Annotated in this window: 18 protein-coding genes; 5 read left to right on the top strand and 13 right to left on the bottom strand. The window is 73.2% G+C overall.

Going from position 1 to position 26,068, the window contains the following annotated elements; translation table 11 throughout:
• Positions 1 to 140 precede the first annotated feature (140 nt).
• From whiA to uvrC, 4 genes are read right to left on the bottom strand one after another with little or no spacing between them, the layout of a single operon-like run.
• Positions 141 to 1,118, bottom strand: coding sequence for a DNA-binding protein WhiA (gene whiA / locus ACHZ99_RS01510; RefSeq protein ID WP_420302447.1), 978 nt, complete (start codon positions 1,116 to 1,118; stop codon positions 141 to 143).
• Positions 1,109 to 2,143 carry a gluconeogenesis factor YvcK family protein gene (locus ACHZ99_RS01515; RefSeq protein ID WP_420302448.1) on the bottom strand — a complete coding sequence of 345 codons (1,035 nt, stop codon included), beginning with the start codon at positions 2,141 to 2,143 and terminating at the stop codon, positions 1,109 to 1,111. Before ACHZ99_RS01515 ends, whiA begins: the two co-directional genes overlap by 10 nt.
• The gene (gene rapZ / locus ACHZ99_RS01520; RefSeq protein WP_420302449.1) at positions 2,140 to 3,123 is read right to left on the bottom strand and encodes an RNase adapter RapZ; all 984 of its coding nucleotides are present in this window, start codon (positions 3,121 to 3,123) and stop codon (positions 2,140 to 2,142) included. Before rapZ ends, ACHZ99_RS01515 begins: the two co-directional genes overlap by 4 nt.
• Before the next feature lie 18 nt (positions 3,124 to 3,141).
• Positions 3,142 to 5,250 (bottom strand): excinuclease ABC subunit UvrC, encoded by a 2,109-nt coding sequence (gene uvrC / locus ACHZ99_RS01525; RefSeq protein ID WP_420302450.1) that lies wholly within the window; start codon positions 5,248 to 5,250, stop codon positions 3,142 to 3,144.
• Between the two features lie 144 nt (positions 5,251 to 5,394).
• Between uvrC and ACHZ99_RS01530 the strand changes: the two genes are divergently transcribed.
• On the top strand, positions 5,395 to 6,042 hold the full coding sequence (locus ACHZ99_RS01530; protein ID WP_420302451.1) for a hypothetical protein: 648 nt from the start codon (positions 5,395 to 5,397) through the stop codon (positions 6,040 to 6,042).
• A gap of 40 nt (positions 6,043 to 6,082) precedes the next feature.
• Positions 6,083 to 7,033 carry a carbohydrate kinase family protein gene (locus tag ACHZ99_RS01535; protein ID WP_420302452.1) on the top strand — a complete coding sequence of 317 codons (951 nt, stop codon included), beginning with the start codon at positions 6,083 to 6,085 and terminating at the stop codon, positions 7,031 to 7,033.
• Between the two features lie 57 nt (positions 7,034 to 7,090).
• Here ACHZ99_RS01535 and ACHZ99_RS01540 read toward each other — a convergent pair whose 3' ends face one another.
• Positions 7,091 to 10,357, bottom strand: coding sequence for a phosphodiester glycosidase family protein (locus ACHZ99_RS01540; RefSeq protein WP_420303172.1), 3,267 nt, complete (start codon positions 10,355 to 10,357; stop codon positions 7,091 to 7,093).
• 907 nt (positions 10,358 to 11,264) lie between these two features.
• Positions 11,265 to 14,252 carry an excinuclease ABC subunit UvrA gene (uvrA, locus tag ACHZ99_RS01545; RefSeq protein ID WP_420302453.1) on the bottom strand — a complete coding sequence of 996 codons (2,988 nt, stop codon included), beginning with the start codon at positions 14,250 to 14,252 and terminating at the stop codon, positions 11,265 to 11,267.
• Positions 14,253 to 14,476: 224 nt separating this feature from the next.
• Here uvrA and ACHZ99_RS01550 point away from each other — a divergent pair, with 224 nt between their 5' ends.
• Both ACHZ99_RS01550 and ACHZ99_RS01555 read left to right on the top strand, forming a co-directional pair.
• Positions 14,477 to 15,163, top strand: a complete 687-nt coding sequence (locus ACHZ99_RS01550; RefSeq protein WP_420302454.1) for a maleylpyruvate isomerase family mycothiol-dependent enzyme — start codon at positions 14,477 to 14,479, stop codon at positions 15,161 to 15,163.
• 12 nt (positions 15,164 to 15,175) lie between these two features.
• Positions 15,176 to 15,832, top strand: coding sequence for an MBL fold metallo-hydrolase (locus tag ACHZ99_RS01555; RefSeq protein WP_420302455.1), 657 nt, complete (start codon positions 15,176 to 15,178; stop codon positions 15,830 to 15,832).
• Between the two features lie 19 nt (positions 15,833 to 15,851).
• Here the strand turns inward: ACHZ99_RS01555 and ACHZ99_RS01560 are convergent, their stop codons facing one another.
• From ACHZ99_RS01560 to uvrB, 6 genes are all read right to left on the bottom strand, one after another.
• The gene (locus ACHZ99_RS01560; protein ID WP_420302456.1) at positions 15,852 to 16,970 is read right to left on the bottom strand and encodes a hypothetical protein; all 1,119 of its coding nucleotides are present in this window, start codon (positions 16,968 to 16,970) and stop codon (positions 15,852 to 15,854) included.
• Positions 16,971 to 16,978: 8 nt separating this feature from the next.
• Positions 16,979 to 17,353, bottom strand: a complete 375-nt coding sequence (locus ACHZ99_RS01565) for a hypothetical protein (protein WP_420302457.1) — start codon at positions 17,351 to 17,353, stop codon at positions 16,979 to 16,981.
• A 206-nt stretch (positions 17,354 to 17,559) separates the two neighbouring features.
• Positions 17,560 to 18,570 carry a TerC family protein gene (locus tag ACHZ99_RS01570; protein ID WP_420302458.1) on the bottom strand — a complete coding sequence of 337 codons (1,011 nt, stop codon included), beginning with the start codon at positions 18,568 to 18,570 and terminating at the stop codon, positions 17,560 to 17,562.
• A 230-nt stretch (positions 18,571 to 18,800) separates the two neighbouring features.
• Complete coding sequence (locus ACHZ99_RS01575; RefSeq protein WP_420302459.1) at positions 18,801 to 20,846, bottom strand: TerD family protein; 2,046 nt, start codon at positions 20,844 to 20,846, stop codon at positions 18,801 to 18,803.
• Between the two features lie 69 nt (positions 20,847 to 20,915).
• A complete protein-coding gene (locus ACHZ99_RS01580) occupies positions 20,916 to 21,494 on the bottom strand; it encodes a TerD family protein (protein ID WP_420302460.1) in 579 nt (192 codons plus the stop codon).
• Between the two features lie 204 nt (positions 21,495 to 21,698).
• Positions 21,699 to 23,831, bottom strand: coding sequence for an excinuclease ABC subunit UvrB (uvrB, locus tag ACHZ99_RS01585; protein WP_420302461.1), 2,133 nt, complete (start codon positions 23,829 to 23,831; stop codon positions 21,699 to 21,701).
• Between the two features lie 299 nt (positions 23,832 to 24,130).
• Between uvrB and ACHZ99_RS01590 the strand changes: the two genes are divergently transcribed.
• Entirely contained in the window at positions 24,131 to 25,069 is a 939-nt protein-coding gene (locus ACHZ99_RS01590; protein WP_420302462.1) for a glycerophosphodiester phosphodiesterase, read from the top strand.
• Positions 25,070 to 25,096: 27 nt separating this feature from the next.
• On the opposite strand, the gene ACHZ99_RS01595 is transcribed toward ACHZ99_RS01590, so the two are convergent.
• Complete coding sequence (locus ACHZ99_RS01595; RefSeq protein ID WP_420303173.1) at positions 25,097 to 25,942, bottom strand: MHYT domain-containing protein; 846 nt, start codon at positions 25,940 to 25,942, stop codon at positions 25,097 to 25,099.
• Between the last annotated feature and the right edge of the window lie 126 nt (positions 25,943 to 26,068).

Below are 26,068 nucleotides of genomic sequence, written 5' to 3' on the forward strand. Positions count from 1 at the left end.
TGTCTCGTGGACGAACAGCAGCAAGGCTGCGGACGGGCCATGCCCACGTCAAGATGCCGAGAGGTACGGAGAACGTGCGGCGGGTGCCGCGGCGAGGTGCGCCGGTGCGGGCGTACCGGAGGGGGCGCCGTCCAGGGGCGTCAGCCCACCATCTCCTCCGTGAGGTTCGCCTCGGTGCCGGGAACGCCCAGGTCGCCGGCCCGCTTGTCGGCCATGGCGAGCAGCCGGCGGATACGCCCCGCGACCGCGTCCTTCGTCAGGGGCGGGTCGGCGAGGGCGCCCAGCTCCTCCAGGGACGCCTGCTTGTGCTCCATGCGCAGCCGGCCGGCCGCCGCCAGGTGCTCCGGCACCTCGTCGCCGAGGATCTCCAGCGCCCGCTGCACCCGCGCGCCGGCCGCGACCGCCGCGCGCGCGGAGCGGCGGAGGTTGGCGTCGTCGAAGTTGGCGAGCCGGTTGGCGGTGGCGCGCACCTCGCGCCGCATCCGGCGCTCCTCCCAGGCCAGCACCGACTCGTGCGCGCCGAGCCGGGTGAGCAGGGCGCCGATGGCGTCCCCGTCCCGGACGACCACGCGGTCCACGCCGCGCACCTCGCGGGCCTTGGCCGGGATGCTGAGCCGGCGGGCGGCGCCGACCAGGGCGAGCGCCGCCTCCGGGCCGGGGCAGGTGACCTCCAGCGAGGAGGAGCGGCCGGGCTCGGTCAGGGAGCCGTGGGCGAGGAAGGCGCCGCGCCAGGCGGCCTCGGCGTCGCAGGTGGCGCCGGAGACGACCTGCGGGGGCAGCCCGCGGATGGGCCGCCCGCGGCCGTCGACCAGGCCCGTCTGCCGGGCCAGCTGCTCACCGCCGGCGACCACCCGGACCACGTACCGGCTGCCGCGGCGCAGACCGCCCGGGGCCATGACGATCATCTCGGAGCCGTGCCCGAAGATCTCCAGGATGTCCTTCTTCAGCCGGCGGGCGGCGGCGCCGGTGTCCAGCTCCGCCTCGATCACGATCCGGCCGCTGACCAGGTGCAGCCCGCCGGCGAACCGCAGCGTCGAGGAGACCTCCGCCTTGCGGCAGCACGTCCGGGTCACGGGGAGCCGCGAGATCTCGTCCTTCACCGCTGCCGTCATCGCCATGGCCCGATCCTTCCATGCATCCGAAAAATACGGTCGTACGCGGCGGCCAGCAGCTCCGGATCGTGCCGGGGAGTCCCGTCGGTCCGCGCCACCGGCGCCAGCTCGACCGAGCCCGCAAGCTCATTCGCAGCCTCGCGCAACCCGTCGCGCTCTGCCGCACCGGGCACTGCATCCTTGTCGGCCAGCACCACGTCGAGGGCGAGTTTAGGGGCGTGTCGTCGCAAAACCTCCAAATGACGCCGCGGGGAAAATCCGTCCGTTTCCCCCGGCTGCGGGGCGAGGTTCAGCGAGAGGACCTTCCGCGCCTGGGTCTCCACCAGGGCCTCGCGCAGCTCGGGCACCAGCAGGTGCGGGATGACGGAGGAGAACCAGGAGCCCGGGCCGAGCACCACCCAGTCCGCCTCGCGGACGGCCTCGACCGCCGCGGGGACGGCCGGCGGGTCGGCGGGCACCAGGTGGACCCGCTGCACCTCGCCGGGGGTCAGGGCCACGGTGGCCTGGCCGGCCACGGTGACGACCTTCTCCGGGTGCTCCGGCAGGTGGCCCCGTACGTCCGCGCGCAGCTCCAGCGGGACCGCGGACATCGGCAGCACCCGGCCGTGCGCGCCGAGGAGCGTGCCCACGAGGTCGAGGGCCTGGACGTGGTCGCCCAGCTGCTCCCAGAGCGCGACGATCAGCAGGTTGCCGACGGCGTGGTCGTGCAGCTCGCCCTTGCTGGTGAAGCGGTGCTGGATGACCCGGGACCAGGTCTGGCCCCAGTCGTCGTCGCCGCACAGCGCCGCCAGCGCCTTGCGCAGGTCGCCCGGGGGCAGCACGCCCAGCTCGGCGCGGAGCCGGCCGGACGAGCCGCCGTCGTCGGCGACCGTGACGACGGCGGTGAGATCGCCGGTGATCCGGCGCAGCGCGGCGAGGGAGGCCGACAGGCCCATCCCCCCGCCGAGCGCGACCACCTTCGGCTGCGAACCGGGCCCGCGGGCGACCCGGCGGCGCAGCCGGAGGTACCGGGCGCCGGCGATCCGGCTCACTCGCGCCCCATGTCCCGGTGGACGACGACGGTCTCGATGCCGTCCGAGGCGAGCCGGCGGGCGAGCCGCTCGGACATGGCGACGGAGCGGTGCTTGCCGCCGGTGCAGCCGACGGCGATGGTCACGTACCGCTTGCCCTCGCGCCGGTACCCCTCGGTGACCAGGTGCATCAGCTCGGCGTAGCCGTTGAGGAACTCCTTGGCGCCGGGCTGGTTGAAGACGTACTGCGCGACGTCCTCGTTGAGCCCGGTGAACTGGCGCAGCTCGGGGACCCAGTGCGGATTGGGCAGGAAGCGGCAGTCCACGACCAGGTCGGCGTCCACCGGCAGGCCGTACTTGTAGCCGAAGGACATCACGGTGGCGCGCAGCTCCGGCTCCTCGCCGCCGGCGAACTGGGCGTCCATCTTCGCGCGCAGCTCGTGCACGTTCAGGCTGGAGGTGTCGATCACCAGGTCGGCGTCGCCGCGCAGCTCGCGCAGCAGGTCGCGCTCGGCGGTGATGCCGTCGAGGATCGTGCCGTCGCCCTGGAGCGGGTGCGGGCGGCGCACCGACTCGAAGCGGGCCACCAGCGAGTTGTCCGACGCCTCCAGGAAGACGATACGCCGCGAGACCTGCTTCTCCTTCAGATCGGCCAGGGACTCCTTGAGGTTGTCGAAGAAGCCCCGGCCGCGGACGTCCACGACCACCGCGATCCGCGCCACGTTCCCCTGCGAGCGGGCGCCCAGCTCCACCATGGTGGGGATGAGGGCGGGCGGCAGGTTGTCCACGACGAACCAGCCGAGGTCCTCCAGGCACTTCGCGGCGGTGCTCCGGCCGGCCCCCGACATCCCGGAGATGATCACCAGCTCAGGGGTGCCCGTCTGTCCGGTGTCGGCGGCGTCCGCGGCGTCCGGGGACTCCGCCGTCCCGTCCGGCCCGAGGCCCGGGTCACCCGTGGTCACGGCGGCCTCGCCGGTTTCGTCCGTCCCGTTCTCGTTCATCCCTCTGTCCCCCGGTCCTCACTCGTCCATGATCTCTCCGGTGGCGGTGTTCACCGCCGGCGCGGCGGGTGCCGCCTGCGCGAGGGTCGCGGCAATGGTTTCGGCCGTCTTGCGGCCGATGCCGGGAACCTCACAGATCTGATCAATAGTCGCATTTCTCAGCCGTTTCACCGAACCGAAGTGCTTCAGCAGCGCCCGGCGGCGGCTCTCCCCCAGCCCGGGCACGGCGTCCAGCGGCCCGGCCTTCATGCTCTTGGCCCGCTTCCTGCGCTGGTAGGCGAGGGCGAAGCGGTGCGCCTCGTCCCGTACCCGCTGGAGCAGGTACAGGCCCTCGCTGCTGCGCGGCAGGATGACGGGGTCGTCGCTGTCCGGCAGCCACACCTCTTCGAGGCGCTTGGCCAGCCCGACGACGGCCACGTCGTCCACGCCCAGCTCGTCCAGGGCCCGCTGGGCGGCGGCGACCTGCGGCTGCCCGCCGTCGACGACCACGAGCTGCGGCGGGTACGCGAACTTCCTGGGCCGCCCGGTGTCCGGGTCCCGGCCCGCGGGGCCCTCGGCGGGCCCGTCCTCCGGGGAGACACCGTTCCGGCCGTTCGGGCCATGCGCGCCGGCCTGGCCGTCCGGCGCGGCCGCGCCCCCGGTGCTCCCGGTGCCTTCGGCGTCCTCGGCGTCCTGGGCGCGCTCGGCCGCCGCCTCCGCCTCCGGGTCGCCCCACTCCCCCGTCTTCTGCTTCTCCTGCACATAGCGCCGGAACCTGCGGGTGATCACCTCGTGCATCGCGCGCACGTCGTCCTGGCCGGCGAAGCCCTTGATCTCGAAGCGGCGGTACTCGCTCTTGCGGGCGAGGCCGTCCTCGAAGACGACCATGGAGCCGACGACGTCGTCGCCCTGCAGATGGGAGATGTCGTAGCACTCGACGCGCAGCGGCGCGGAGTCCAGCTCCAGCGCCTCGGCGATCTCCTCCAGCGCCCGGGAGCGGGTGGTGAGGTCGGAGGCGCGCTTGGTCTTGTGCAGGGCGAGGGCCTGCTGCGCGTTCCGCGCGACCGTGGCGAGCAGGTCCTTCTTGTCGCCGCGCCGCGGCACCCGCAGGTCCACCCGGGCGCCGCGGCGCTCGGCCAGCCACTCCCGTACCGGCCCGGCCGGCTCCGGCAGCGCCGGGACCAGCACCTCGCGGGGGATGCCCTCGCCCTGCTCGTCCCCGTAGAGCTGCTGCAGCGCGTGCTCGACGAGGCCGGCGGTGTCGACGGCCTCCACCCGGTCGGTGACCCAGCCGCGCTGGCCGCGCACCCGGCCGCCGCGGACGTGGAAGATCTGCACCGCCGCCTCCAGCTCGTCCTCGGCGAGGGCGACCAGGTCGGCGTCGGTGGCGTCGGCGAGGACGACCGCGTTCTTCTCCATGGCGCGCTTCAGCGCCCCTATGTCGTCGCGCAGCCGGGCGGCCTTCTCGTACTCCATCTCCTCGGCGGCCTCGTGCATCTGCCGCTCCAGCCGCTTGAGGTACGCGCCCGTGCGGCCGGCCATGAAGTCGCAGAACTCCTCCGCCAGCTCCCGGTGCTCCGCGGCCGTGACACGGCCGACGCAGGGCGCCGAGCACTTGCCGATGTACCCCAGGAGGCAGGGACGGCCGATCTGCGCGCTGCGCTTGAACACGCCGGCGGAGCAGGTCCGTACGGGGAAGGCGCGCAGCATCAGGTCGACGGTCTCGCGGATGGCCCACGCGTGCGCGTACGGGCCGAAGTAGCGCACGCCCTTGCGCTTGGGGCCGCGCATGACCTGCACCCGCGGATACTCCTCGTTCATCGTGACGGCGAGGGAGGGATAGCTCTTGTCGTCGCGGTACTTGACGTTGAACCGCGGGTCGTAGTGCTTGATCCAGGTGTACTCCAGCTGGAGCGCCTCGACCTCCGTGGCCACCACGGTCCACTCCACCGAGGCGGCGGTGGTGACCATCGTGCGCGTGCGCTGGTGCAGTCCGGCGAGGTCCTGGAAGTAGGAGGAGAGGCGCTGGCGCAGGCTCTTCGCCTTGCCGACGTAGATCACCCGGCCGTGCTCGTCCCGGAACCTGTACACCCCCGGGGAGTCGGGGATCTGCCCGGGCCTGGGACGGTAGCTGGACGGGTCTGCCATGGTCCCCACCCTACTGTCGGCCACCGACGCCCGGCGGGCTGTCCACAGCCGTGTACCGAGCCCGCGACAGTCCGGTGACATCCGGCGCGCCACCGCGCCGCCGTGCGAGGGTGTCGGTGGCGGCGGACATCGGGGAGGTTCCGGGTGGGGGCGCGGCGGGAACTGGTATCCCTCCTGGCCACGGCGGCGCGCGGCGGCGGCACGCACAGGCTGCGGAGCCCGTGGGTCCGGCCGCGGCGGCTGGCGGCCTTCGTCTACGTCGCCGAGCAGTACGGCTACCGCTACGACGGCATCGCCTCCCACCCCACGGCGTCCGCCCCGACCCTCCTTTTCCGCCGCCTGCCGGACGCCGCCGAGCGCGCGGACCGCACCGCGCGGCGCCACCCGGACGCACCCCGCGGCGGACCGCTGCCGGGCATGCGCCCCGGCCGCCGGCGGCTCGTCCCCCTCCCGGAGGTCCGGCCCGAAGTCGAGCTGCTGTTCGCGCCGTTCCTGCTGGACTCGACCGAGGAGTCCTACGCCCGCAAGCGCCGGCGCCACGTCCTGATCACCGTGGTCCTGTGGATGGTCCTCGTCGCGGTGACGGGCGCCTTCTCCACGGACTCCCTGAGCGTCTATCTGGAGCTGGTCCTCGTCGTCGACGGCGTCCTGGCCGCGCTCCTGGTGACCGTGCTGCCGCTGAGCCGGGCCGCGACGCGGCGCACCCGGCGGCGGGCGGACCGGGTGCTGGCCCGGGCGGGCGCCGCCCGGCCGGCGCGGCGGGCGGAAGGCGGGCGGCGGACCGCCGGATAACGGGCGTCCGGTGTGGGCGGGGTGCCGTCATACTGGGCGCATGATCGTGGTGGGTGGCGAGGCACTGATCGACCTCGTCCCGGCCGGCGGCGGGGGTGCGCTCCCCGCGTTGCAGCCGGTGCGGGGCGGCGGGCCGTACAACACCGCCGTGGCGCTGGGGCGGCTCGGGGCGCCCGTGGCGTTCGCCTCGCGGGTCTCGACGGACGCCTTCGGGGCGTCGCTCATGGCGGGGCTCGGCGCCGCGGGGGTGGACACAAGCCTCGTCCAGCGGGGTACGGAGCCCACGACGCTGGCCGTCGCCGACGTCAGCCCGGACGGCTCCGCCGGCTTCCGCTTCTACGCCGAAGGCACCGCCGACCGGCTGTTCCGGGCGCCGGACACGCTGCCCGCGGAGCTGCGGGCGCTGGCGGTGGGGACCTGCTCGCTGGTGCTGGAGCCGGGGGCGACCGCGTACGAGACGCTGCTCGAACGGGTCGCCGCGGACGGGCTGTTCACCCTTCTCGACCCGAACGTCAGACCCGGCCTGATCGCCGACGCCGACGCCTACCGCGCCCGCTTCCGCTCCTGGCTGCCGCACGTGGCGCTGCTGAAGCTGTCGGTGGAGGACGCGGAGTGGCTCGCCGGCGGGCGGCCGTGGGCCGAGGCGCTGCCGGAGTGGCTGGAGGCGGGGCCGCGGGCGGCGGTGCTGACCCGCGGCGGCGAGGGCCTGACGGCGGTGACCGCGGCGGGCCTCAGGCGGTACGACGTGCCCGCGCCGCCGGTCGACGTCGTCGACACGATCGGCGCCGGCGACACCGTCAACGCCGCCCTGCTGCACTGGTTCGACACGCACGGCGCCCTGGCCCCCGGCGCGCCGGCCGCCCTGGACGACGCCGGGTGGCACGCCGCGCTCGGCCACGCCGCGCGCGCGGCGGCGATCACCTGCTCGCGCGCGGGCGCCGAGCCGCCGTACGCGGCGGAACTGGCGGAGCCGCCGGAGCCGGCCGGCTGATCCGCGGCGGCGCGGTCGCGGAGCCCCGCGGGGCCCCGCGACCGTCCGGCCCGCGGGCTACCGGGTGACCGTCACCCGGTCCCCCCGCGTGACGCCGTTGACCGTCACCGTCAGCGTGACCGTCCCCGGCCGCAGCCCCGTCACCTCGCCGGTGGCCGGGTCGTACGCCGCGATGTCACGCCGGTCCGCCTGCCGCGGCGGCCCGATGTGCAGCCGGTCCGTACCCGACCAGTCCGCGCTGACCGGCCAGCCGACGGGCACCTGCCGCGCGCCCTGCGCCACCGACGCCGACGCGGGCGCCGAGCGGCCGGCGCGCACCTCCTCGGGCGCGGTCACCGCCAGCCCGTCCACGTGCGGCCGGGTCTGCACGGACACCCAGTCGGGCTGCCCGCGGTGCGGCCGGTGCCGGGCCCGGTGCTGCTCGCCGCGCGAGACGTGGTCGACGCCGATCAGCGACCAGCCGGAGAACCCGCCCTCGCCGGGCGGGGTGGCGGGCGCCTTCCCGGAGTTGCCGTTGATCAGGTACGGCACGCCGTCGACGTGCTCGGCGTGGAAGGTGCCGACGTGCCCGCCGACGAACGCCGCGCCCTTGCCCGTACGCGCCCGGAAGTCCGCGAGCCAGTCCTCCAGCACCCGCGCCTCCTTGCGGTCGCCGAGCTGGCTGGCCCGCTGCGGCGTCGGGTCGCGCGGCGGGACGTGCTGGACGACGGTCACCGAGCGCACCGACGGGTCCTCCGCCGCCGCCTCCAGCTGCCGCTTCAGCTCCGCGATCTGCGCGTAGCCGCCGCCGCGGAGCGTCAGCGAGGAGGTGTCGAGGGTCAGGAAGCGGGTGCCCTTGTGGTCGAACGTCCGCTGCGCGGGGCCGAACTCGGCGACGAAGTTGTCGACGGAACCGCCCATCACCTCGTGGTTGCCGGGCACGTAGTACCAGGGCACGGCGTCGCCCAGCTCCTCCTCCAGTATCGTGCGGGCGAACTTCAGGTCCTCGGGCGAACCCTCGTCCACCAGGTCGCCGTTGATGAGGACGAAGTCCGGGCGGGCCGCCCGGATCTCCCGCAGCGTGCGCCGCGCCTGCCGCACCAGGTCGCTGTCCGGGTCGCGGGCGACGAACTGCGCGTCGGACATCACCGCGTACCGCCAGTCCCGGTCCGCCGTCTCGGCGGCGGTGTCGATCAGCGGGTCGGGGTGCGCCGGGGTGCGCGGCAGGTCGACCTCGGGTGGGCTCTGCGCGGTCAGCTCGTCGATGACCACCTCGCTGCTGTACTGGCTGGCGGGCTTGGCCTCCGCCAGGTAGAAGCGGAAGACGGACAGCGGGTACTGGGTGCCCTCCGGGACCTGGAAGATCACCTTCCTCCAGCCCTGCCAGGTGACGTAGTCGCCGCGCAAGACCAGGTTGGCGCCCGCGCCGTCCTTCAGGTGCAGCGACGGCCAGGCGCCCTTGCCGTCGCCCTTGATCCACAGCCCGAAGCTCAGCGGCTGGCCGGGGATCTCGATGGCCCGCGGCGGGGTGACGTAGGCGGCCCGGGTGGCGGTCGACTGGGAGAAGTCGTACGTGATCTTCATGCCGGTGCCGGTGTGGCCCTCGGGCTCCGGGCCGAGCGAGCCGGTGGCGCGGGCCGTGGAGAACTTCCAGTCGGCCGCGTCGTCGAAGTCCGCCAGCTCGGCCTCGGTGAGGCCGACGGTCAGCGCGACGTGCGTGACCTTCCCCTGCACGGTCGCCTTGAGCACGCCGGACGCCGTCGGGTCGGCGCCGGCGGCTCGTACGGTGAACCCGCCGCTGCGCGGGTCCGGGTCGATGTCGAAGAGCGCGCGGTCGTAGTCGAGGCGTACGTCCGCCGGGTCGACGGGTGCGCTGGCGCCGTGGGCGTCGAGGCCGACGATCCCGAAGGCCGTCTCGTCCCGCGGGTCGGCAAGGCCGACGCGCTCGCTGGTGGGCGTGATCCGGTCCAGCCGGTCGAGAACGGTCAGCTCCGTGCTGCCCGACGCGTGGCCGCGCCGGGCGGTGACCTTCACGGTGCCGCCGCGGCGGGCGGTGAAGGTGCCGTCGCCGTCGACGGTGCCGACGCCGCGGCGCGAGGTGTACCAGTACGGGCGGCCCCGGGCCGGGCCGTACGTCTCGTCGTAGCCGGCGGCGTCGAGGTCGCGGGTCAGGCCCGGAAAGACACGCTCGGGGTGGCCGCCGGGCACCGGGTCGACACCGGGCGCGAGCGCCGGGTCGGCGGCGGTGGTGACGCGGAAGTCCCGGAGCTTGCCGCTGCCGCCGGAGGCGGTGAACGCCAGACCGTTGGGGACCTCCCGCTCGTGGCCGTCGGACGGCGAGTTCTCCACGAACCGCTCGTCGGAGCCGGGCGCGCGGGCGACGAGGGTGGAGGAGCCGCCGCCGTCGAGGTTCAGCGCGTCGTACGCGCCGAGGGCGTCCATCATCTTCGCCAGCTCGGTGAGCGTGACGCCGCCGGCGTCCGCCTGGCGGCCGTCGACGGTCAGCACGTGCATGGTGCCGCCGTCCCGGGAGAAGCCGACCGCGGTGCGGGGGGCGGCGGTGTTGTTCGGCCGGCCCTCCCAGTCCTGCGGCACGCCGTCCTCGACGAGGACGCCGCGACCGCCGACCGCGGTACGGGGCACGGGGCTGCCGTCGTCCGTGCGGACGTCGTACTCCACCCCCACCCGGTCCCCCGGCACCAGCCGGCCGAGGAGCTTGGCGCCGGTGTCGCGGCCGACGAGCACGGTGGTGCCTTCGGGTATCGCGCCCTTCCCGGGCCCCTCGGTCACCTCGGTGACCCTGCCGTCCCGCACGGCGACCTCGGTGACCTCGGTGGCGCCGTCGACGGTCAGGGCGCGGTCGGCCGTGCCCCAGCGGGTGTCGTACACGCCGATGCCGTCGGCGGGGACGTTGGCGGCATTGTGGCCGCCGAGGGGGTGCTCGCCGTCGGGGAGGGTGAGGGTGCCCTCGAAGTAGAGGTCGAGGACGCGGCCCGCCTGGTCGGGGCCGACGCCCACGGCGTCGGAGACCCCGGCCGCGGGCGAATGGGTGAGACGGCCCTCCTCGACGCCGGGGCCCAGGGGGGCGCCGGTCTCGTTGATGTCGAAGAAGTCGGCGTTGATGGCGGCGACGGTGGTGCGGCCGGGGCCGGGGTCGTGCTCGGCGGCCAGCTCGGAGACGGGGGCGCGGTCGGAGACGTCGCCGGCGAGGTAGTCGACGCGGGTGCCGGCGCCCAGGTCGACGCTGAGCGCGTCGGCCTTGAGCCACTTGTCGGTCTCCAGCCGCTCGAAGGAGGTCAGCTCCATGCCGGGGGCCACGGGCCGGGAGGTGGAGGCGATGTCCATGCCCTCCCCGGCGGGCACGGAGACGAGACCGGCGGCCGGGGCGGCGGGCGCGGCGGGCCGCTCCTGACCGGCGGCGACCGCGGGGGTACCGAGGAGCAACACGGAAGCCGTCGCTGCCGCGACGGCTCTGGGCCGGAAGGGTTTACTGCGTACTCCCGCTCTGAGCACGTTTTCTCCTTGGAACGACACGGGAACGCACGCTTCTTGCGCACGGCGGGCCACAGCCTGGCAGCGGAAAGTGGTCTACACCAGAGGGCGCGCGCAAACTCCGACCGAACAATTGCCGCCGCGGGTCTGTCATTTGAGACCGGGTCAGAAAGGTCCGTACCAGGTAGGAGGGGGTGGGCGTGTCGGCGTGACACGGGTACGGCGCGGCCTGCGGCCCGCACCGCGGGGTACGGGCAGGCAGGCGGTCAGGCGGGGCAAGGGCGGGCCGGCACGCCGGGCCGCGCCGGCAGCCGCGCGCTCGCCCGTGCGAGGCGCCCCGTCCCTAGGGCAGCCGACGACCAGGGCCGCCGCGCCCGGCCGCGCGACGAGCCCCGCCCAAGGACAACCGACGACCAGGGCCGCCACGCCCGGCCGCGCGGTGAGCCCCGTCCCGCGGCAGCCGACAACCAGGGCCGCCCGTCCGGCCGCGGGACGTGCCCCGTCCCAAGGACAATCGACGACCAGGGCCGCCACGCCCGGCCGCGCAACGTGCCCGGCCCCAGGGCAACCGACGACCAGGGCCGCCACGCCCGGCCGCGCGACGAGCTCCGACCCGAGGACAACCGACGACCAGGGGCGCCGCGTCCGGCCGCATGACGTGCTCCGGCCCGCAGGCGCCGCGCGGGCCCGTGCCCCGCCCCGTCCCGGCCCGTGCCCCGCCCGGGCACTCGCGCCCGACCGCGCGCCAGGGTCGGCCGCCTCAGCCGCGGCGCTTGGCCGCCGTCTTCTTCGCCGTCGCCTTCTTCGCCGCCGCCTTCTTGGCCGGTGTCTTGACCGACGTCGCCTTCGCGCCCGTCCCCGCCTTCTTGGCGGTCACCCGCTTCCGCGCCGGAGGCGAGTCGCTCACCCGGTCGCCCAGGATGTCCCGCAGGAACTTCCCCGTGTGGCTGGCCGGCACCGCCGCCACCTCCTCCGGGGAGCCCTCCGCCACCACCAGTCCGCCGCCGCTGCCGCCCTCCGGGCCGAGGTCCACGACCCAGTCGGCGGTCTTGATGACGTCCAGGTTGTGCTCGATGACGATCACGGTGTTGCCCTTGTCGACCAGCCCCGACAGCACCCCGATCAGCTTCTTGATGTCCTCGAAGTGCAGCCCCGTCGTGGGCTCGTCGAGCACGTACACCGTGCGGCCCGTCGACCGCTTCTGCAGCTCGCTCGACAGCTTCACCCGCTGCGCCTCGCCGCCCGACAGCGTCGGCGCCGGCTGCCCCAGCCGCACGTACCCCAGGCCCACCTCGTTGAGCGTCTTCAGATGGCGCGCGATGGCCGGCACCGCCTCGAAGAAGGCCAGCGCCTCCTCGATCGGCATGTCCAGCACCTCGGCGATGGACTTGCCCTTGTAGTGCACGTCCAGGGTCTCGCGGTTGTACCGCGCCCCGTGGCAGACCTCGCACGGCACGTACACGTCCGGGAGGAAGTTCATCTCGATCTTGATCGTGCCGTCGCCCGAGCAGTTCTCGCAGCGGCCGCCCTTGACGTTGAACGAGAAGCGGCCCGGCTGGTACCCGCGGACCTTCGCCTCCGTCGTCTCCGCGAACAGCTTGCGGACGTGGTCGAAGACCCCGGTGTACGTCGCGGGGTTGGAGCGCGGCGTACGGCCGATGGGCGACTGGTCGACGTGCACCACCTTGTCCACGAGGTCGTCCCCGTCGACCCGGGTGTGCCGTCCGGGCACGCTCCGCGCGCCGTTCAGCTCGCGGGCGAGGTGCGTGTACAGGATGTCGTTGACCAGGGTCGACTTTCCCGACCCCGAGACCCCCGTCACCGCCGTGAGCACCCCGAGCGGGAACGCCACGTCGATGTCCTGCAAGTTGTTCTCCCGCGCCCCGCGCACGACGAGCTGCCGCTCGCCGTCGACCGGCCGCCGGATCTCCGGCGTCGGGATCTCCTTCTTCCCCGACAGGTACTGCCCGGTGACCGATCCCTCGTTGTCCAGCAGCTCCTTCAACGGGCCGCTGTGCACCACCTTGCCGCCGTGCTCACCGGCGCCCGGGCCGATGTCGACGACCCAGTCGGAGGTCGTGATGGTGTCCTCGTCGTGCTCGACGACGATCAGCGTGTTCCCCAGGTCGCGCAGCCGGACCAGGGTCTCGATCAGCCGGTGGTTGTCGCGCTGGTGCAGTCCGATGGACGGCTCGTCCAGCACGTACAGCACGCCGACGAGGCCGGAGCCGATCTGCGTGGCGAGCCGGATGCGCTGGGCCTCGCCACCGGAGAGGGTGCCCGCGGCGCGGTTGAGCGACAGGTAGTCCAGGCCCACGTCGACCAGGAAGCGCAGCCGCTCGTTGACCTCCTTCAGCACCCGCTCCGCGATGGTCTTCTCCCGGTCGGTCAGCTCCATCGCCCCGAGGAAGTCGGCGCAGTCGCTGATGGACATCGCCGAGATGTCGGCGATCGAGCGCCCCTGCACCGTGACCGCGAGGACGACCGGCTTCAGCCGCGTCCCGTCGCAGGTCGGGCAGGGGACCTCGCGCATGTACCCTTCGAAGCGCTCGCGGCTGCTGTCGCTCTCCGCCTCCGCGTGCCGCCGCTTGACGAACGGCACGGCGCCCTCGAAGGACGTCGTGTACGACCGCTCCCGCCCGTACCGGTTGCGGTAGCGCACCTCGATCTTCGTCCGGTGCCCCTGGAGCAGCGCCTTCTGCGCCCGCTGCGGCAGCCCGGCCCACGGGAGGTCGGTGCGGAAGCCGAGGTCGTCGGCGAGCGCGCCGACGAGGCGGGCGAAGTAGTCCCTGGTGTGCCCGTGCGACCAGGGGTGGATGGCGCCCTCGTCCAGCGACTTGTCCGGGTCGGGGACGATCAGCTCCGGGTCGACCTCCATGCGGCTGCCGATGCCCGTGCAGTCGGGGCAGGCGCCGAACGGCGAGTTGAAGGAGAAGGAGCGCGGCTCCAGCTCCTCGAAGGACAGGTCGTCGTACGGGCAGTAGAGGTGCTCGGAGTACATCCGCTCGCGGTCCGGGTCGTCCTCGTCCAGGTCGACGAAGTCGAGGATGACCATGCCGCCCGAGAGCCCGAGGGCGGTCTCGACCGAGTCGGTCAGCCGGCGCTTGGCGCTCTCCTTGACCGTGAGGCGGTCGACGACCACCTCGATCGTGTGCTTCTCCTGCTTCTTCAGCTTGGGCGGGTCGGTCAGCGACGACGTCCGCCCGTCGACCCGCGCCCGGCTGTACCCCTTCGACTGCAGGTCGGAGAAGAGGTCCACGAACTCGCCCTTGCGCTCGCGCACGAGCGGCGAGAGCACCTGGAAGCGGCTGCCCTCCGGCAGCGCGAGCACCTTGTCCACGATCGCCTGCGGCGACTGCCGGGTGATCGGCCGGCCGCACTGCGGACAGTGCGGGTGGCCGATGCGGGCGAAGAGCAGCCGCAGGTAGTCGTAGACCTCGGTGATCGTGCCGACCGTGGAGCGCGGGTTGCGCGAGGTCGACTTCTGGTCGATCGAGACGGCCGGCGACAGGCCCTCGATGAAGTCGACGTCGGGCTTGTCCATCTGACCGAGGAACTGCCGGGCGTAGCTGGACAGCGACTCCACGTAGCGGCGCTGGCCCTCGGCGAAGATCGTGTCGAACGCCAGGGACGACTTGCCGGACCCCGAGAGTCCCGTGAAGACGATGAGGGAGTCGCGGGGCAGGTCGAGCGAGACGTTCTTCAGATTGTGCTCGCGAGCGCCACGGACGAGGAGACGGTCTGCCACGCCGGTCGGACCTTTCGTGATGAGCGGCGGGGACCGTCCGGTCGGGCGGCACCCCTTGTCAAGCGTATGGGGGTGGCCGCGGAGCTGTCCGCAGCTTTCTCCCATCGAGCCACACGCTAACGTCTGGGTCTGACAACGACGTCCGGCCCGGCATTCCCGCCCGCTCGACACCAGGGGTTCCGATGACAGAAAGCGCAGGTCGCACGTACGACCCCGTACGTGACATGGCCACCCTACGAGCCGCCACCGACAGCCTCCTCGACCGCGCCGCCCGCCTCGACGACGACGCGGTCCGCGCCCCCAGCGCGCTCCCCGGCTGGACCCGCGGCCACGTGCTCACCCACCTCGCCCGCAACGCGGACGCCCTGGTCAACGTGCTGACCGGCCGCCCCATGTACACCAGCGCCGAAGCCCGCGACGGCGACATCGACGCCGGCGCCCCCCGCCCGCTCGCCGAGCAGCTCCACGACGTGCGCACGACCGCCGCGCGGCTGGCGGCGACCGCGGCGGACATCCCGCCGGACGGCTGGTCGGCCCGCTGCGAGCTGCGCGGCGGCGTGACGGACGTCATGGCGCGGATCCCGTTCCGGCGGCTGGTGGAGGTGGAGCTGCACCACGTGGACCTGGACGCCGGCTACACGCTGGACCAGCTCCCGCACGACTTCGTCGCCCGCGAGATCGACTTCCTCACCGCCCGCTTCGACGGCAACGAACAGGTCCCGCCGCTGACGCTCTCCGCCCCCGGCGGCGACACGTGGACCACCGGCGCCCCGGTGCCGTCCGGTGCCTCCGCGGTGCGGGTGACCGGCGCCCCGTACGCCCTGATGGGCTGGCTCGCCGGCCGCACCACGGGCACCGGCGTCCGCGTCGAGGACGGCGCCGTCCCCCTGCCGACCCTGCCCCCGCTCTGAGAAGCTGGAACCATGTCGTACACGGGCAAGGTCACCGTCGGCGGCGCGGCGGACGTGCACGAGCTGACGGACCTGATGATCTCCAAGGTCGCCGTCGGCCCGATGATCAACAACGCGTACCTGCTGCGCTGCCGCGCCACCGACGAGCAGCTCCTCATCGACGCCGCGCACGAGCCGCACACCCTGCTCACCCTCGTCGGCCCCGACGGCATCACCTCGGCGGTCACCACCCACAGCCACGGCGACCACTGGCAGGCCCTGGCCCCGGTCGTCGCGGCCACGGGCGCCCGCACCTACGCGGGCCGCGCGGACGCCGCCGACATCGACGTCCCCACGGACGTCCTCGTCGACGACGGCGACATCATCACGGTGGGCCGCGTCCCCCTCACCGCCCGCCACCTCGTCGGCCACACCCCGGGCTCCATCGTGCTGGTCTACGACGACCCGCACGGCCACCCGCACGTCTTCACGGGCGACTGCCTCTTCCCCGGCGGCGTCGGGAACACCTGGGACGACCCGGACCGCTTCGCCTCCCTCCTGCACGACGTGGAGACGAAGGTCTTCGCCGAACTCCCGGACGAGACCTGGGTCTACCCGGGCCACGGCGACGACACCACCCTGGGCGCGGAGCGCCCCCACCTCCCGGAGTGGCGCGAACGCGGCTGGTAACGACCGAGGCGGTGCCGGGTCACCGCGCCGCCTCGGCCTCCTCCAGGGCCTCCACGTACTCGCGGTTCCAGGCGGCGCCGCGCAGCTCCTCCGGGAGCCCGGCCAGGCCGCTGCGCAGGTGGTCGGCCGCCTCGTCGTGGCGGCCCAGCGCCAGGGCCGAGAGGCCGAAGGACAGCCGGCTGAACTCGGGCGTCAGCCAGTACGCCGTGGCGGGCGGGGGCAGCCTGTCGGCCTCGTCCATCAGCCGGGCGCCCTCGTCCAGCATCCGCAGGGCCTCGTCCCGCTTGCCCAGGTGCCCCAGCCCGGCGGCCGCCTGCAGCAGATCGCCGAGCCGCTGGGCAGGGTGCGCGCCGGGGGTGTACGCGGCGGCCGAGAACCAGCGCGCGACCCCCTGCTGCCGTCCCTGCTGCCGCGCGAGGTATCCCTTGAAGTTGAGCGCCTGAGCGGCAAGTGTGCCGTTGCCGATCTCGTCGGCGAGTTCCACGGCCTCGTCCAGGAGCTTCACGGCCGCGGCGTCCCGCCGCACCTCCGCCAGCAGCCACCCGCCGAACTGGATGTACTCCGAGGCCACCGCGGCGAAGGCGTCCCGATGCGGCCCGCGCGCCTCTTTGAGCATGCGCGTGACCTCCCTCATCTGCGCGAGCGTCGCCGGCAGCACGCATTCCGGATTCGCGGAGTCGTCGAGGCGGCGTAACGCGGCCAGCACCCCGGCGGTGGCCTCGACCGTGCCCTCGTCCATACGGGACGGGTGGCCGGCGATGCCGGCGACCCGCACGGAATCGTCGGGGTGCATCAGCGTTCCGGCCAGCGCTCCCCCGGCTCCGACCAGATCGTCGAGGTCGTTCGCGATCTTCACCGAGGGCTCCCGGACCCCGGCGAGGACGCGCCCGAGTTCGCCGGGGTCCTGGTCGATCGCGCGGGCAGCGTCGTGCACCGAGTAGCCGCGGTCCCGCAGCGCGCGGCGGGCGAGGTCGGCGAAGTCGGCCACGGAAAACCTCAGCAGCTTCGAGGGGGGCGCTCCAGCATACCCAACTCGCCCTAAACCGCCCTCGATGACGACGGTCTGAGCCTGGATCACCGTCTGGGCCTGGACGTCCTCCAGTTCGTTGCGGACGTCGTCGGTGGCCTCGGCCGCCACACCGCCCCCTACGGGTTCGTGTTCCAGGTGACGTTCTGTCCCTGCACGAGATTCGTCACCCGGGCATGCCCACCGACGCTGTTGGTCACCTGCGTGGGCCCCAGCGCCTCCTCGTGGCACCTCTGCCATTCGGCGAACGCCGCGGCGAACGCGCGGTCCTGAAGTGCCCGGGCATGGATCAGCGCGGCAAGCGCCCGGACCTGCCTTTCGTCCTGCCGCTCCAGCGGCAGCGCCGCCCCCTCCGGCGCCCCCGCGTCCCGGCCGAACGCCCGCCGGACCAGGGAGGCGAGAGAAGCCCATGCCTGCCGCCCGGCTTCCGACGCACCGCCCTGGGCAGCCGCCGATACCGCGGCCTGGACGGTTTCTAAGCTCGCTGGGTCCACGGCGGCCCCCGCTCCTCGGCTACGACACGGATACGCCTGGCAACCGAGTGTAGGGCGCGGCATGACGCCGAGTCACCCGCAGGTGTGACTCAGGGGTGGCGATTTCCGACTTCGCAGAGCTGCGGCCCGGAAGCCCCGCTGACGCCCTGGAGCCCCGCGTGCCCTGCCCCGGACGCCCTCCGGGGCAGGGCACTTCCGTGGGCCCGTCAGTCGTCGCCCGGGCCCGGGCGGCGGGCCTCCGCGGGCTCCGTCTCCTTCTGCTTCTCCTGCTCCGCGTCGATCCGCCGGGAGGCGCGGAGGCTCGTGAGCGTCGTGACGACCAGGACGCCGCCGATGACGCTGAGGGACACCGCCGTGCTGATCTCCGGGACGTGGACCCCGGACTCGTGCAGGGCGTGGAGCACCAGCTTCACGCCGATGAAGCCGAGGATGACCGACAGGCCGTACGAGAGGTGGACCAGCTTCTTCAGCAGGCCGCCGATCAGGAAGTACAGCTGCCGCAGGCCCATGAGCGCGAAGGCGTTGGCCGTGAAGACGATGTACGGGTCCTGGGTGAGGCCGAAGATCGCGGGGATGGAGTCCAGGGCGAAGAGCAGGTCCGTCGTGCCGATCGCGAGCATGACGATCAGCATCGGCGTGATCAGCCGCTTGCCGTTCTCGGTGATGAACAGCTTCGTGCCGTGGTACGTGTCCGTGGCGGCGAAGCGGCGCTCGACGGCCTTGAGCAGTCGGTTCTCCTCCCACTCCTCGTCGGCTTCCTCGGCCCTGGCCTCCTGGACGAGCTTCCAGGCGGTGTAGATGAGGAACGCGCCGAAGATGTAGAAGACCCAGGAGAACGAGGCGATCAGGGCGGCGCCCGCGGCGATGAAGGCCGCGCGCATCACGAGCGCGATGAGGACGCCGACCATGAGCACCCGGGCCTGGTACTGCGGCGGGACCGCGAACTTGCCCATGATGATGACGAAGACGAAGAGGTTGTCGACGCTCAGCGACTTCTCGGTGACGTAGCCGGCGAAGAACTCACCGGACGCCTGGCTGTCGCCCCAGATCCACAGCCCGATGCCGAAGAGTCCGGCGAGGACGATCCAGATGATCGTCCAGGTGCCGGCCTCCCTGAGCGACACCTCATGGGGTTTGCGTCCGACGAAGAAGTCGGTGCCGATCAGGGCACACAGGCCCACGATCGTGAGCACCCACAGGGTCAGCGATACGTCCACTCGTCCTCCGAGGCAGGTCCGGCATCTTCAGCGTCTTGGCTGCCGGGCGTGCCTTCCACCTGAACGACTGGAAGCTCACCCCCAACATTCGACTGTATAGAAAGAGCCAATGCTTGGCAAAGTCTTGATCAAAAGCCGAGGTCACAGGGTGGAGAGAGGTCAGCGGGCGGCAACGCGAACGGCCCGCGGGCGCGATGCCTGCGGGCCGTGTGTGCGGCGAGGGCGAGCGGTCAGCGGCGCAGCGCGCGGCGGGCCGCGGCGACCTGGGCCAGCACCTGTTCCAGCACCCGGCTGCCCAGGGGGGCGCGGGCGGGTTCGTACGTCCAGGCGTGGCCGATCCAGGGGTCGGCCAGGTGGTCGTCCGGGGTGGGGGTGAGGCGCAGCAGGCCGCGCCAGAGCGGGTCCAGCAGCGGGCCGTAGCCCTTCGCGTCCTCGCGGTCGGCGACGATCAGCAGGTGCACGCCGACCGACGGGCCCTCGTCGGCGAGGTACCGCAGCTGGTTGATGGCGCGGTCGTCGAAGCCGTGCGGGAAGTCGTTGACCACGAGGAGCTGCTGGGCCGGGTCGAGGTCCGGCGGCAGCGCGTCGGCCGCGCCGCTGCGCAGCGCCATCTGTACGAGGTCGATCCGCTGGGTCAGCCGGGTGAGGGTGTCGGTGACGGCCGCGGCGCCCTTCGGCGGGGGTTCGGCGAGGACGCCGGAGTGGAGCAGCGGGGTGAGCGCCGCGGTGGCGGTGCCGCCGGGGTCGATGAAGTGGACGTTGAACTCGCCCGCCGGGTGGACCGACAGCAGCCGGGCGGCGTGCGCCACGGCGGTGTCGAGGGCGAGCGCGCGCCGCTCCGCGGCGTCCGGGAAGCCCCGCTCCGGGTCGCCGTCGAGCGCGCCCGGGCCGAGCGAGGAGGTGCCGCTGTCCACCCACAGGCCGCGCTCCAGCGGCAGCCGTACGAGCAGCGGGATGCGCAGCTCCGTGTGCTCGGGGAGGTGGAGGTCGCCCAGGCGCAGGGCCATCGGGGCGTCCGCGGGCACCTCGTACTCGTGCCACACCGGGCTCGCCCAGGAGGCGTACGCGGGCGGCAGCGCGGGCTCGACGACGCCGGCCTCGGCGACGAGCTGCGCGAGGTCGCGGTCCAGGACCTCGCGCGCCCGGTCGACCAGGGTGGAGTGGCGGGAGAGCGCCTCGGCGCGCGCCGAGTCGGCGATGGAGCCCATGCGGGCGCGCGGGTCGGCCAGCAGCTGGTCGAGCTCGCGGTCCATGCGGGAGTCGGCGAAGTCGACGGCGCTGCGGTACGCGGCGACCGTGCGGGCCAGGTCCTCGAACATGCCCCAGACCTGGTTGTACAGCCGCTCCTCCATGCTCCAGCCGGCGGCGTCGCCGGCGACCGGCGCCGCCGGGCCCGAGGCGCCGCGGCCGGATTGCGGCGGTACGCCGCCGCCGGTGGTGCCGGCGCCCGGCCGTGGGCCGGCTCCGGTGGCGCTCGCGGCGCCGGCCCCGGGGGCCGGGGGTGCCGTGGCGGGGGCGCGCGGCGCGCCGGACGCGCCGCCCGGCGTGCCGGGCCCGCCGCCCGAGGCGCCCGCCGCGCCGGTCGCGGTGGCGCGGCGCGGGTGGCGGTAGTCGACGGGGCCGGACCGGGTCTGCCGCTCCTCGGCGGCCGGCTGCGGACGCCGTGCGCCCGCGCCCGTCGTCCCGCCCGCGGTCGGCGGGGGCGCCGGGGCGACGGCGCGGGCGAGGCCCTCGGCCACGGCCCGTTCGACGTCCGCGGCGAGCTGCTGGGCCTGCGGCAGGCCCTGGTCCGCGAGCATGGCGGCGAGCCCGCCCGCGTACCCCTGGCCCACGGCCCGGATCTTCCACGCGTCGGACCGCCGGTACATCTCCACGGCGGTGACCGCCGACTCGCTGTCCAGGCCGGTGATGACGAACCGCGCTATCGCCGTGCCGTCGAGGCCGGTGACGGCCACCGACGGCGGCGCGATGGCGCCGAAGCTCCGCGGCCCCGGCACTCCCGCGGGCAGCGCCAGCAGCACGTGGACGCGCTCCACGTCCGGCGGCATCGCGTCCAGGTCGACCGCCAGCCGGTGCTCCGCCGCCGCCTGGCCGGGCACCTCCAGGCCCGGCAGGTGCGGCGCACCGGGGTGCGCGATGCGGCCGGGGTCGCTGACCCTGCCGTCCTCTCCGCCCAGCGTGGCGCCCGGCGTCACCGGGCTCCCCGCCGAGATCCTGATCTCCACCCGGGTCTGCGGGAGTGGATGGTTCTGCCCGCGGACCAGTTCGGCCGTCATGCGGCCCTCCCCTGCACTCGCTGCGGCCGTCGACGTCGTGACATGCCTCGGAACCCGGTCCCGCCGCCCTTAGAGGAGCGACTGGATCGACGGCATGAGGTCCTGGAATGTGCGGCCGTTCGCGGGCGAGCCGAGGGCGGTCATGCCCCAGCCGCCGCCGGTGCGCTGCACCTTGGCCATGATCTGGGCGGTGTACGTGCCGCCGCCGGTGAGGGTGTAGCGCGCGATCTCCTGGCCGTTGCTCTCGTCCACGAGCCGGCAGAACGCGTTCTGCACCTCCTCGAAGGTCTGGCCGGTGAAGGAGTTCACGGTGAAGACGATCTGGTCGATGTGGACCGGCACCCGCTCCAGGTCGACCAGGACCGACTCGTCGTCGCCGCCCTGGCCGGCGCCGCCGACGAGGTTGTCCCCGGTGTGCCGCACCGAGCCGTCGTCGCTGACGAGGTGCTGGAAGAAGACGACGTCGACGGGCTGCTTGTCGGCGAAGAGCACGGCGGAGGCGTCGAGGTCGATCTCGCGCGTGCGCTTACCGAAGAGACCGCGACGCTCGGCGGCCTGCCAGCCCAGCCCCATGCGCACCACGCTGAGGGAGCCCCCGTCGGACTTCTGCAGGCTGACGGCCTGGCCCTTGGTCAAGTTGATCGACACGCTTGTGTTTCCCCTCCTGCTCCGAGCACGCCATGTCCGGCGCGCTGCCACGAACATTACGCAGGACAGCGGCCCTGTGCTCCCCCTGGTGGAGGATTTGTGGCGCTCCTGCTACACAGCACCGGTTGTGCGCCCCCGTACGGCCACGCTCCGCGCACGCCCGGCCGGGGGCTCCGCGGTCCCGTCACGCCCCCGTGCCCCGGGCTAGGACAGCCCGGCCTCCTTCATCTGCCGCAGCTCCTTCTTCATCTCCGCCACCTCGTCCCGCAGCCGGGCCGCCACCTCGAACTGCAGGTCGGCGGCGGCGGCCCGCATCCGGGCCGTCATGTCCTCGATCTGCGCGGAGAGGTCGGCGGCGGGCGTCTCGGAGGGCGCGGCCCCGGCGCCCTCCCCGGCCCGGGCGGCGGCCTTCGTCTGCTGCCGCAGCTCCGGCACCGGTGCCTTCCCGGGGGTCTCGAGCTTGGTGGACCGGTAGCCGGTGCCCAGCAGCGCCTCGGTGTCGACCTCCTCGCGGGCGATCTGCGCGACGATGTCGTTGATCTTCTTGCGGAGGGGCTGCGGGTCGATCCCGTGTTCCTCGTTGTACGCGATCTGCTTGGCGCGGCGCCGGTTGGTCTCGTCGATCGCCTTCTCCATGCCCGGCGTGATCTTGTCCGCGTACATGTGCACCTGGCCGGAGACGTTGCGCGCGGCGCGGCCGATGGTCTGGATGAGCGACGTGCCGGACCGGAGGAAGCCCTCCTTGTCGGCGTCGAGGATGGCGACGAGCGAGACCTCGGGCAGGTCCAGGCCCTCGCGCAGCAGGTTGATGCCGACGAGCACGTCGAACTCGCCGGCGCGCAGCTCGCGCAGCAGCTCGACGCGGCGCAGCGTGTCGACGTCGCTGTGCAGGTAGCGCACCTGGATGCCCAGCTCCAGGAAGTAGTCGGTGAGGTCCTCGGCCATCTTCTTCGTCAGCGTGGTGACGAGGACGCGTTCGTCCTTCTCCGCGCGCGTGCGGATCTCGTGCACCAGGTCGTCGATCTGGCCCTCGGTCGGCTTGACGACGACCTCGGGGTCGACGAGCCCGGTGGGCCGGATGATCTGCTCCACGACGCCGTCGCCGCGGGACAGCTCGTACGGCCCGGGGGTGGCGGAGAGGTAGACGGTCTGGTCGATGCGCTCCAGGAACTCCTCCCACTTCAGCGGGCGGTTGTCCAGCGCGGACGGCAGCCGGAAGCCGTGGTCGACGAGGGTGCGCTTGCGGGAGGCGTCGCCCTCGTACATGGCGCCGACCTGGGGGACGGTGACGTGCGACTCGTCGATGACGAGGACGAAGTCCTCCGGGAAGTAGTCCAGCAGGGTGTGCGGCGGGGAGCCGGTCTCGCGGCCGTCCATGTGCAGCGAGTAGTTCTCGACGCCGGAGCAGGTGCCGATCTGCTGGAGCATCTCCAGGTCGTACGTCGTGCGCATGCGCAGCCGCTGCGCCTCCAGCAGCTTGCCCTGCTTCTCCAGCGCGCCCAGCTGCGCGCCCAGCTCGGTCTCGATGCCGGCGACGGCCTTGGCCATGCGCTCGGGGCCGGCGATGTAGTGGGAGGCGGGGAAGACGTACAGACTGTCGTCCTCGCTCATCACCTCGCCGGTCAGCGGGTGGAGGGTGGAGAGGGCCTCGATCTCGTCCCCGAACATCTCGATGCGGACGGCCAGCTCCTCGTAGACCGGGAAGATCTCGACGGTGTCGCCGCGGACCCGGAAGGTGCCGCGGGTGAAGGCCTGGTCGTTGCGCGCGTACTGGATGTCGACGAAGCGGCGCAGCAGCTGGTCCCGGTCGATCTCCTGGCCGACCTTCAGCGGCACCATGCGGTCGACGTACTCCTGGGGCGTGCCCAGGCCGTAGATGCAGGAGACGGAGGCGACCACGATGACGTCGCGCCGGGTGAGCAGCGAGTTCGTCGCGGAGTGCCGGAGGCGCTCGACCTCCTCGTTGATCGAGGAGTCCTTCTCGATGTAGGTGTCCGTCTGGGGGACGTACGCCTCGGGCTGGTAGTAGTCGTAGTACGAGACGAAGTACTCCACGGCGTTGTTCGGCAGCAGCTCGCGGAACTCGTTCGCCAACTGGGCGGCCAGCGTCTTGTTGGGCGCGAGGACCAGCGTGGGCCGCTGGAGGCGCTCGACCATCCAGGCCGTCGTCGCCGACTTGCCCGTGCCGGTCGCGCCGAGCAGCACGACGTCCTTCTCGCCCGCCCTGATCCGCCGTTCGAGCTCGTCGATGGCGGCGGGCTGGTCGCCGCTCGGCCGGTAGGGGCTGACGACCTCGAAGGGGGCCGTGGTGCGTTCGATGTCTGTGACGGGCCGCATGCCCCCACCGTACGACCCGCCACCGACAACGCGGATCTGATCGCCCGGGCACCCTCGCCGACCTGGCGCAATACCGAAGGATGCGGTCACCCGACCAGATGATTTCCGGCCAGATCGACGGCGCCCGGACGCGGGCAGTAAGCGCTTCCCCAGGACGTTCACCTGCACCGACCCGGATCCGCCCGCGTTCACCGCGCCGATATCGGCGTTCAATCTCTGGCCATCCCCGGCCTCGTACTCTGTCGCCTGCCACTGGGACCCTGCGGCGACAAGTGATCACCTCTAGTCGAGGAGACTGCATGCCCTCCCGCACGCTTACGCGCGCGTCCGGCGCCCTGACGGCCCTGGCCGGCATCGTGCTCACCGCGGCCGCCACGACCGCCACCGCGACCGCCGCCGAGTCCGCGGCCGACTCCGCCCCGGCCTCCGGCTCCGCCGCCCCGGTCGTGACCGTCGCCCACCGCGGCGCCTCGGCGGTCGCCCCGGAGAACACCCTCGAAGCCGTCGACGCGGCCCGCGAGATGGGGATCGACTGGGTCGAGAACGACGTGCAGCGCAGCAAGGACGGCGAGCTGGTCATCATGCACGACGACACGCTCGCCCGGACCACGAACGTGGAGGAGCTCTACCCCGGCCGCGCCCCGTGGAAGGTCGCCGACTTCACCTGGAAGGAGATCAGCACCCTCGACGCGGGCAGCTGGAAGGGCGAGGAGTGGGCGGGCGCGCGGGTGCCGACCCTGCGCCAGTACATGAAGCGGGTGACGCAGAACCGCCAGAAGCTGGTGCTGGAGATCAAGAAGCCGCAGCTGTACCCGGGGATCGAGAAGGAGATCCTCACCGAGCTGCGCAAGTCGGGCTGGCTCAGCCGCGCGGCCGTCAGGAACAAGCTGGTCGTGCAGAGCTTCGGCGCGGACTCCATCCAGACCGTGCACGAGCTGCGGCCGGACGTGAAGACCGGCTTCCTCGGCACCCCCGCGGTGGCGGACCTGCCCGAGTACGCCGCCTTCTCCGACCAGATCAACTCCAACCACGGCACCATGTCCGCGGAGTACTACGCGGCGGTGCACGCCCTTGAGGGCCCGCACGGCAAGCGGCTGGAGAGCTACACGTGGACGGTCGACGACCCGGCGCGGGCCGTGGAGCTGGCCGGGTGGGGCGCGGACGGCATCATCACCAACAAGCCGGACGTGATCGCCGAGGCGCTTAAGGACGCCGGCTTCGGGGTGGCCGCGGAGTAGGGCGCGGGCGGTGGGCGCGGGCGCCGGTCAGCCGCCGCCGTGCCCGGCGCGCCGCTCGAAGTACGACGCCGCTCCCGAGCCCGCCGGCTCGGGGGCGGCGGCTCCGCCGGCGGCGGTGCCCGCGTCCGCCTCGTCGACGGGCACCCGCCACTCGTTCTCCAGCGGGTCCATCCCGACGAACAGCCCGACGAACACCAGCAGCAGCACCGGCCCGATCAGGATCGGCGCCAGGATCTCCGCCGGGCTCTTGCCCTCCGCCGCCGCGTTCACGGCCTGGGCCTGCACCTCCAGCGCCGCCATCCCCGTGTAGTGCATGCCGGAGACGGCCACGCCCATGATCAGCGCGGCGCCCACGGCGACGCCGAACCGCTTGACGGTCATCGACAGCCACAGCGCGGCGGTGGCGGCGACCACGGCGATGAGCACCGACAGCGCGACGACCGCGCCGTCGTACACCAGCCGGCCGCGGTCCATGTTCATGCCCGCCATGCCGAGGTAGTGCATGGCCGCGACGCCGAGGCCGGTGACGATGCCGCCGGCGGTGAGGGCGAACGCGGTGCGGCCGAGGTAGCCGACGGTGAAGACGCCGACGCCGACCACGACGATCGCGACGCCGAGGCTCGCCAGCGTGATCGGCACGTCGTAGCTGATGTGGACGGAGTCGGCGGTGAAGCCCATCATCGCGATGAAGTGCATGGTGAAGATGCCCGTGCCGATCGCGACCGCGCCGAGCAGCAGCCAGCCGGCCCGGCGCGCGGGCTCGACGGTCAGCGCGCGCATGGTGCAGCGCAGCCCCAGGGCGCTGCCGACCGCGGCCATGACGAAGGCGGTGACGGGGGTGAGCAGGCCATACGTGAACCCGTCGACGGGCACGGGGGCAGCGAGCACGGAGTGACTCCCGGTCTACTGATGCGGCTACGGAATTGTCGACAGATGTACAGGGCAACCACAGGGAATCGTAGGTCTGTGCGAGTCGGGACCGAAGTGGTTCCCCCCGCC

Origin of the sequence: Streptomyces sp. MAR4 CNX-425, from assembly GCF_048656465.1 — a bacterium.
Lineage (GTDB): Bacteria > Actinomycetota > Actinomycetes > Streptomycetales > Streptomycetaceae > Streptomyces.

What these genes read in the sequence shown, in the direction of transcription:
- whiA (WP_420302447.1), bottom strand. Translation starts at nt 1,118, where the DNA reads ATGGCGATGACGGCAGCGGTGAAGGACGAGATCTCGCGGCTCCCCGTG.
- rapZ (WP_420302449.1), bottom strand. Translation starts at nt 3,123, where the DNA reads ATGAACGAGAACGGGACGGACGAAACCGGCGAGGCCGCCGTGACCACG.
- uvrC (WP_420302450.1), bottom strand. Translation starts at nt 5,250, where the DNA reads ATGGCAGACCCGTCCAGCTACCGTCCCAGGCCCGGGCAGATCCCCGAC.
- ACHZ99_RS01535 (WP_420302452.1), top strand. Translation starts at nt 6,083, where the DNA reads ATGATCGTGGTGGGTGGCGAGGCACTGATCGACCTCGTCCCGGCCGGC.
- ACHZ99_RS01540 (WP_420303172.1), bottom strand. Translation starts at nt 10,357, where the DNA reads ATGGACATCGCCTCCACCTCCCGGCCCGTGGCCCCCGGCATGGAGCTG.
- ACHZ99_RS01550 (WP_420302454.1), top strand. Translation starts at nt 14,477, where the DNA reads ATGGCCACCCTACGAGCCGCCACCGACAGCCTCCTCGACCGCGCCGCC.
- ACHZ99_RS01555 (WP_420302455.1), top strand. Translation starts at nt 15,176, where the DNA reads ATGTCGTACACGGGCAAGGTCACCGTCGGCGGCGCGGCGGACGTGCAC.
- ACHZ99_RS01575 (WP_420302459.1), bottom strand. Translation starts at nt 20,846, where the DNA reads ATGACGGCCGAACTGGTCCGCGGGCAGAACCATCCACTCCCGCAGACC.
- uvrB (WP_420302461.1), bottom strand. Translation starts at nt 23,831, where the DNA reads ATGCGGCCCGTCACAGACATCGAACGCACCACGGCCCCCTTCGAGGTC.
- ACHZ99_RS01590 (WP_420302462.1), top strand. Translation starts at nt 24,131, where the DNA reads ATGCCCTCCCGCACGCTTACGCGCGCGTCCGGCGCCCTGACGGCCCTG.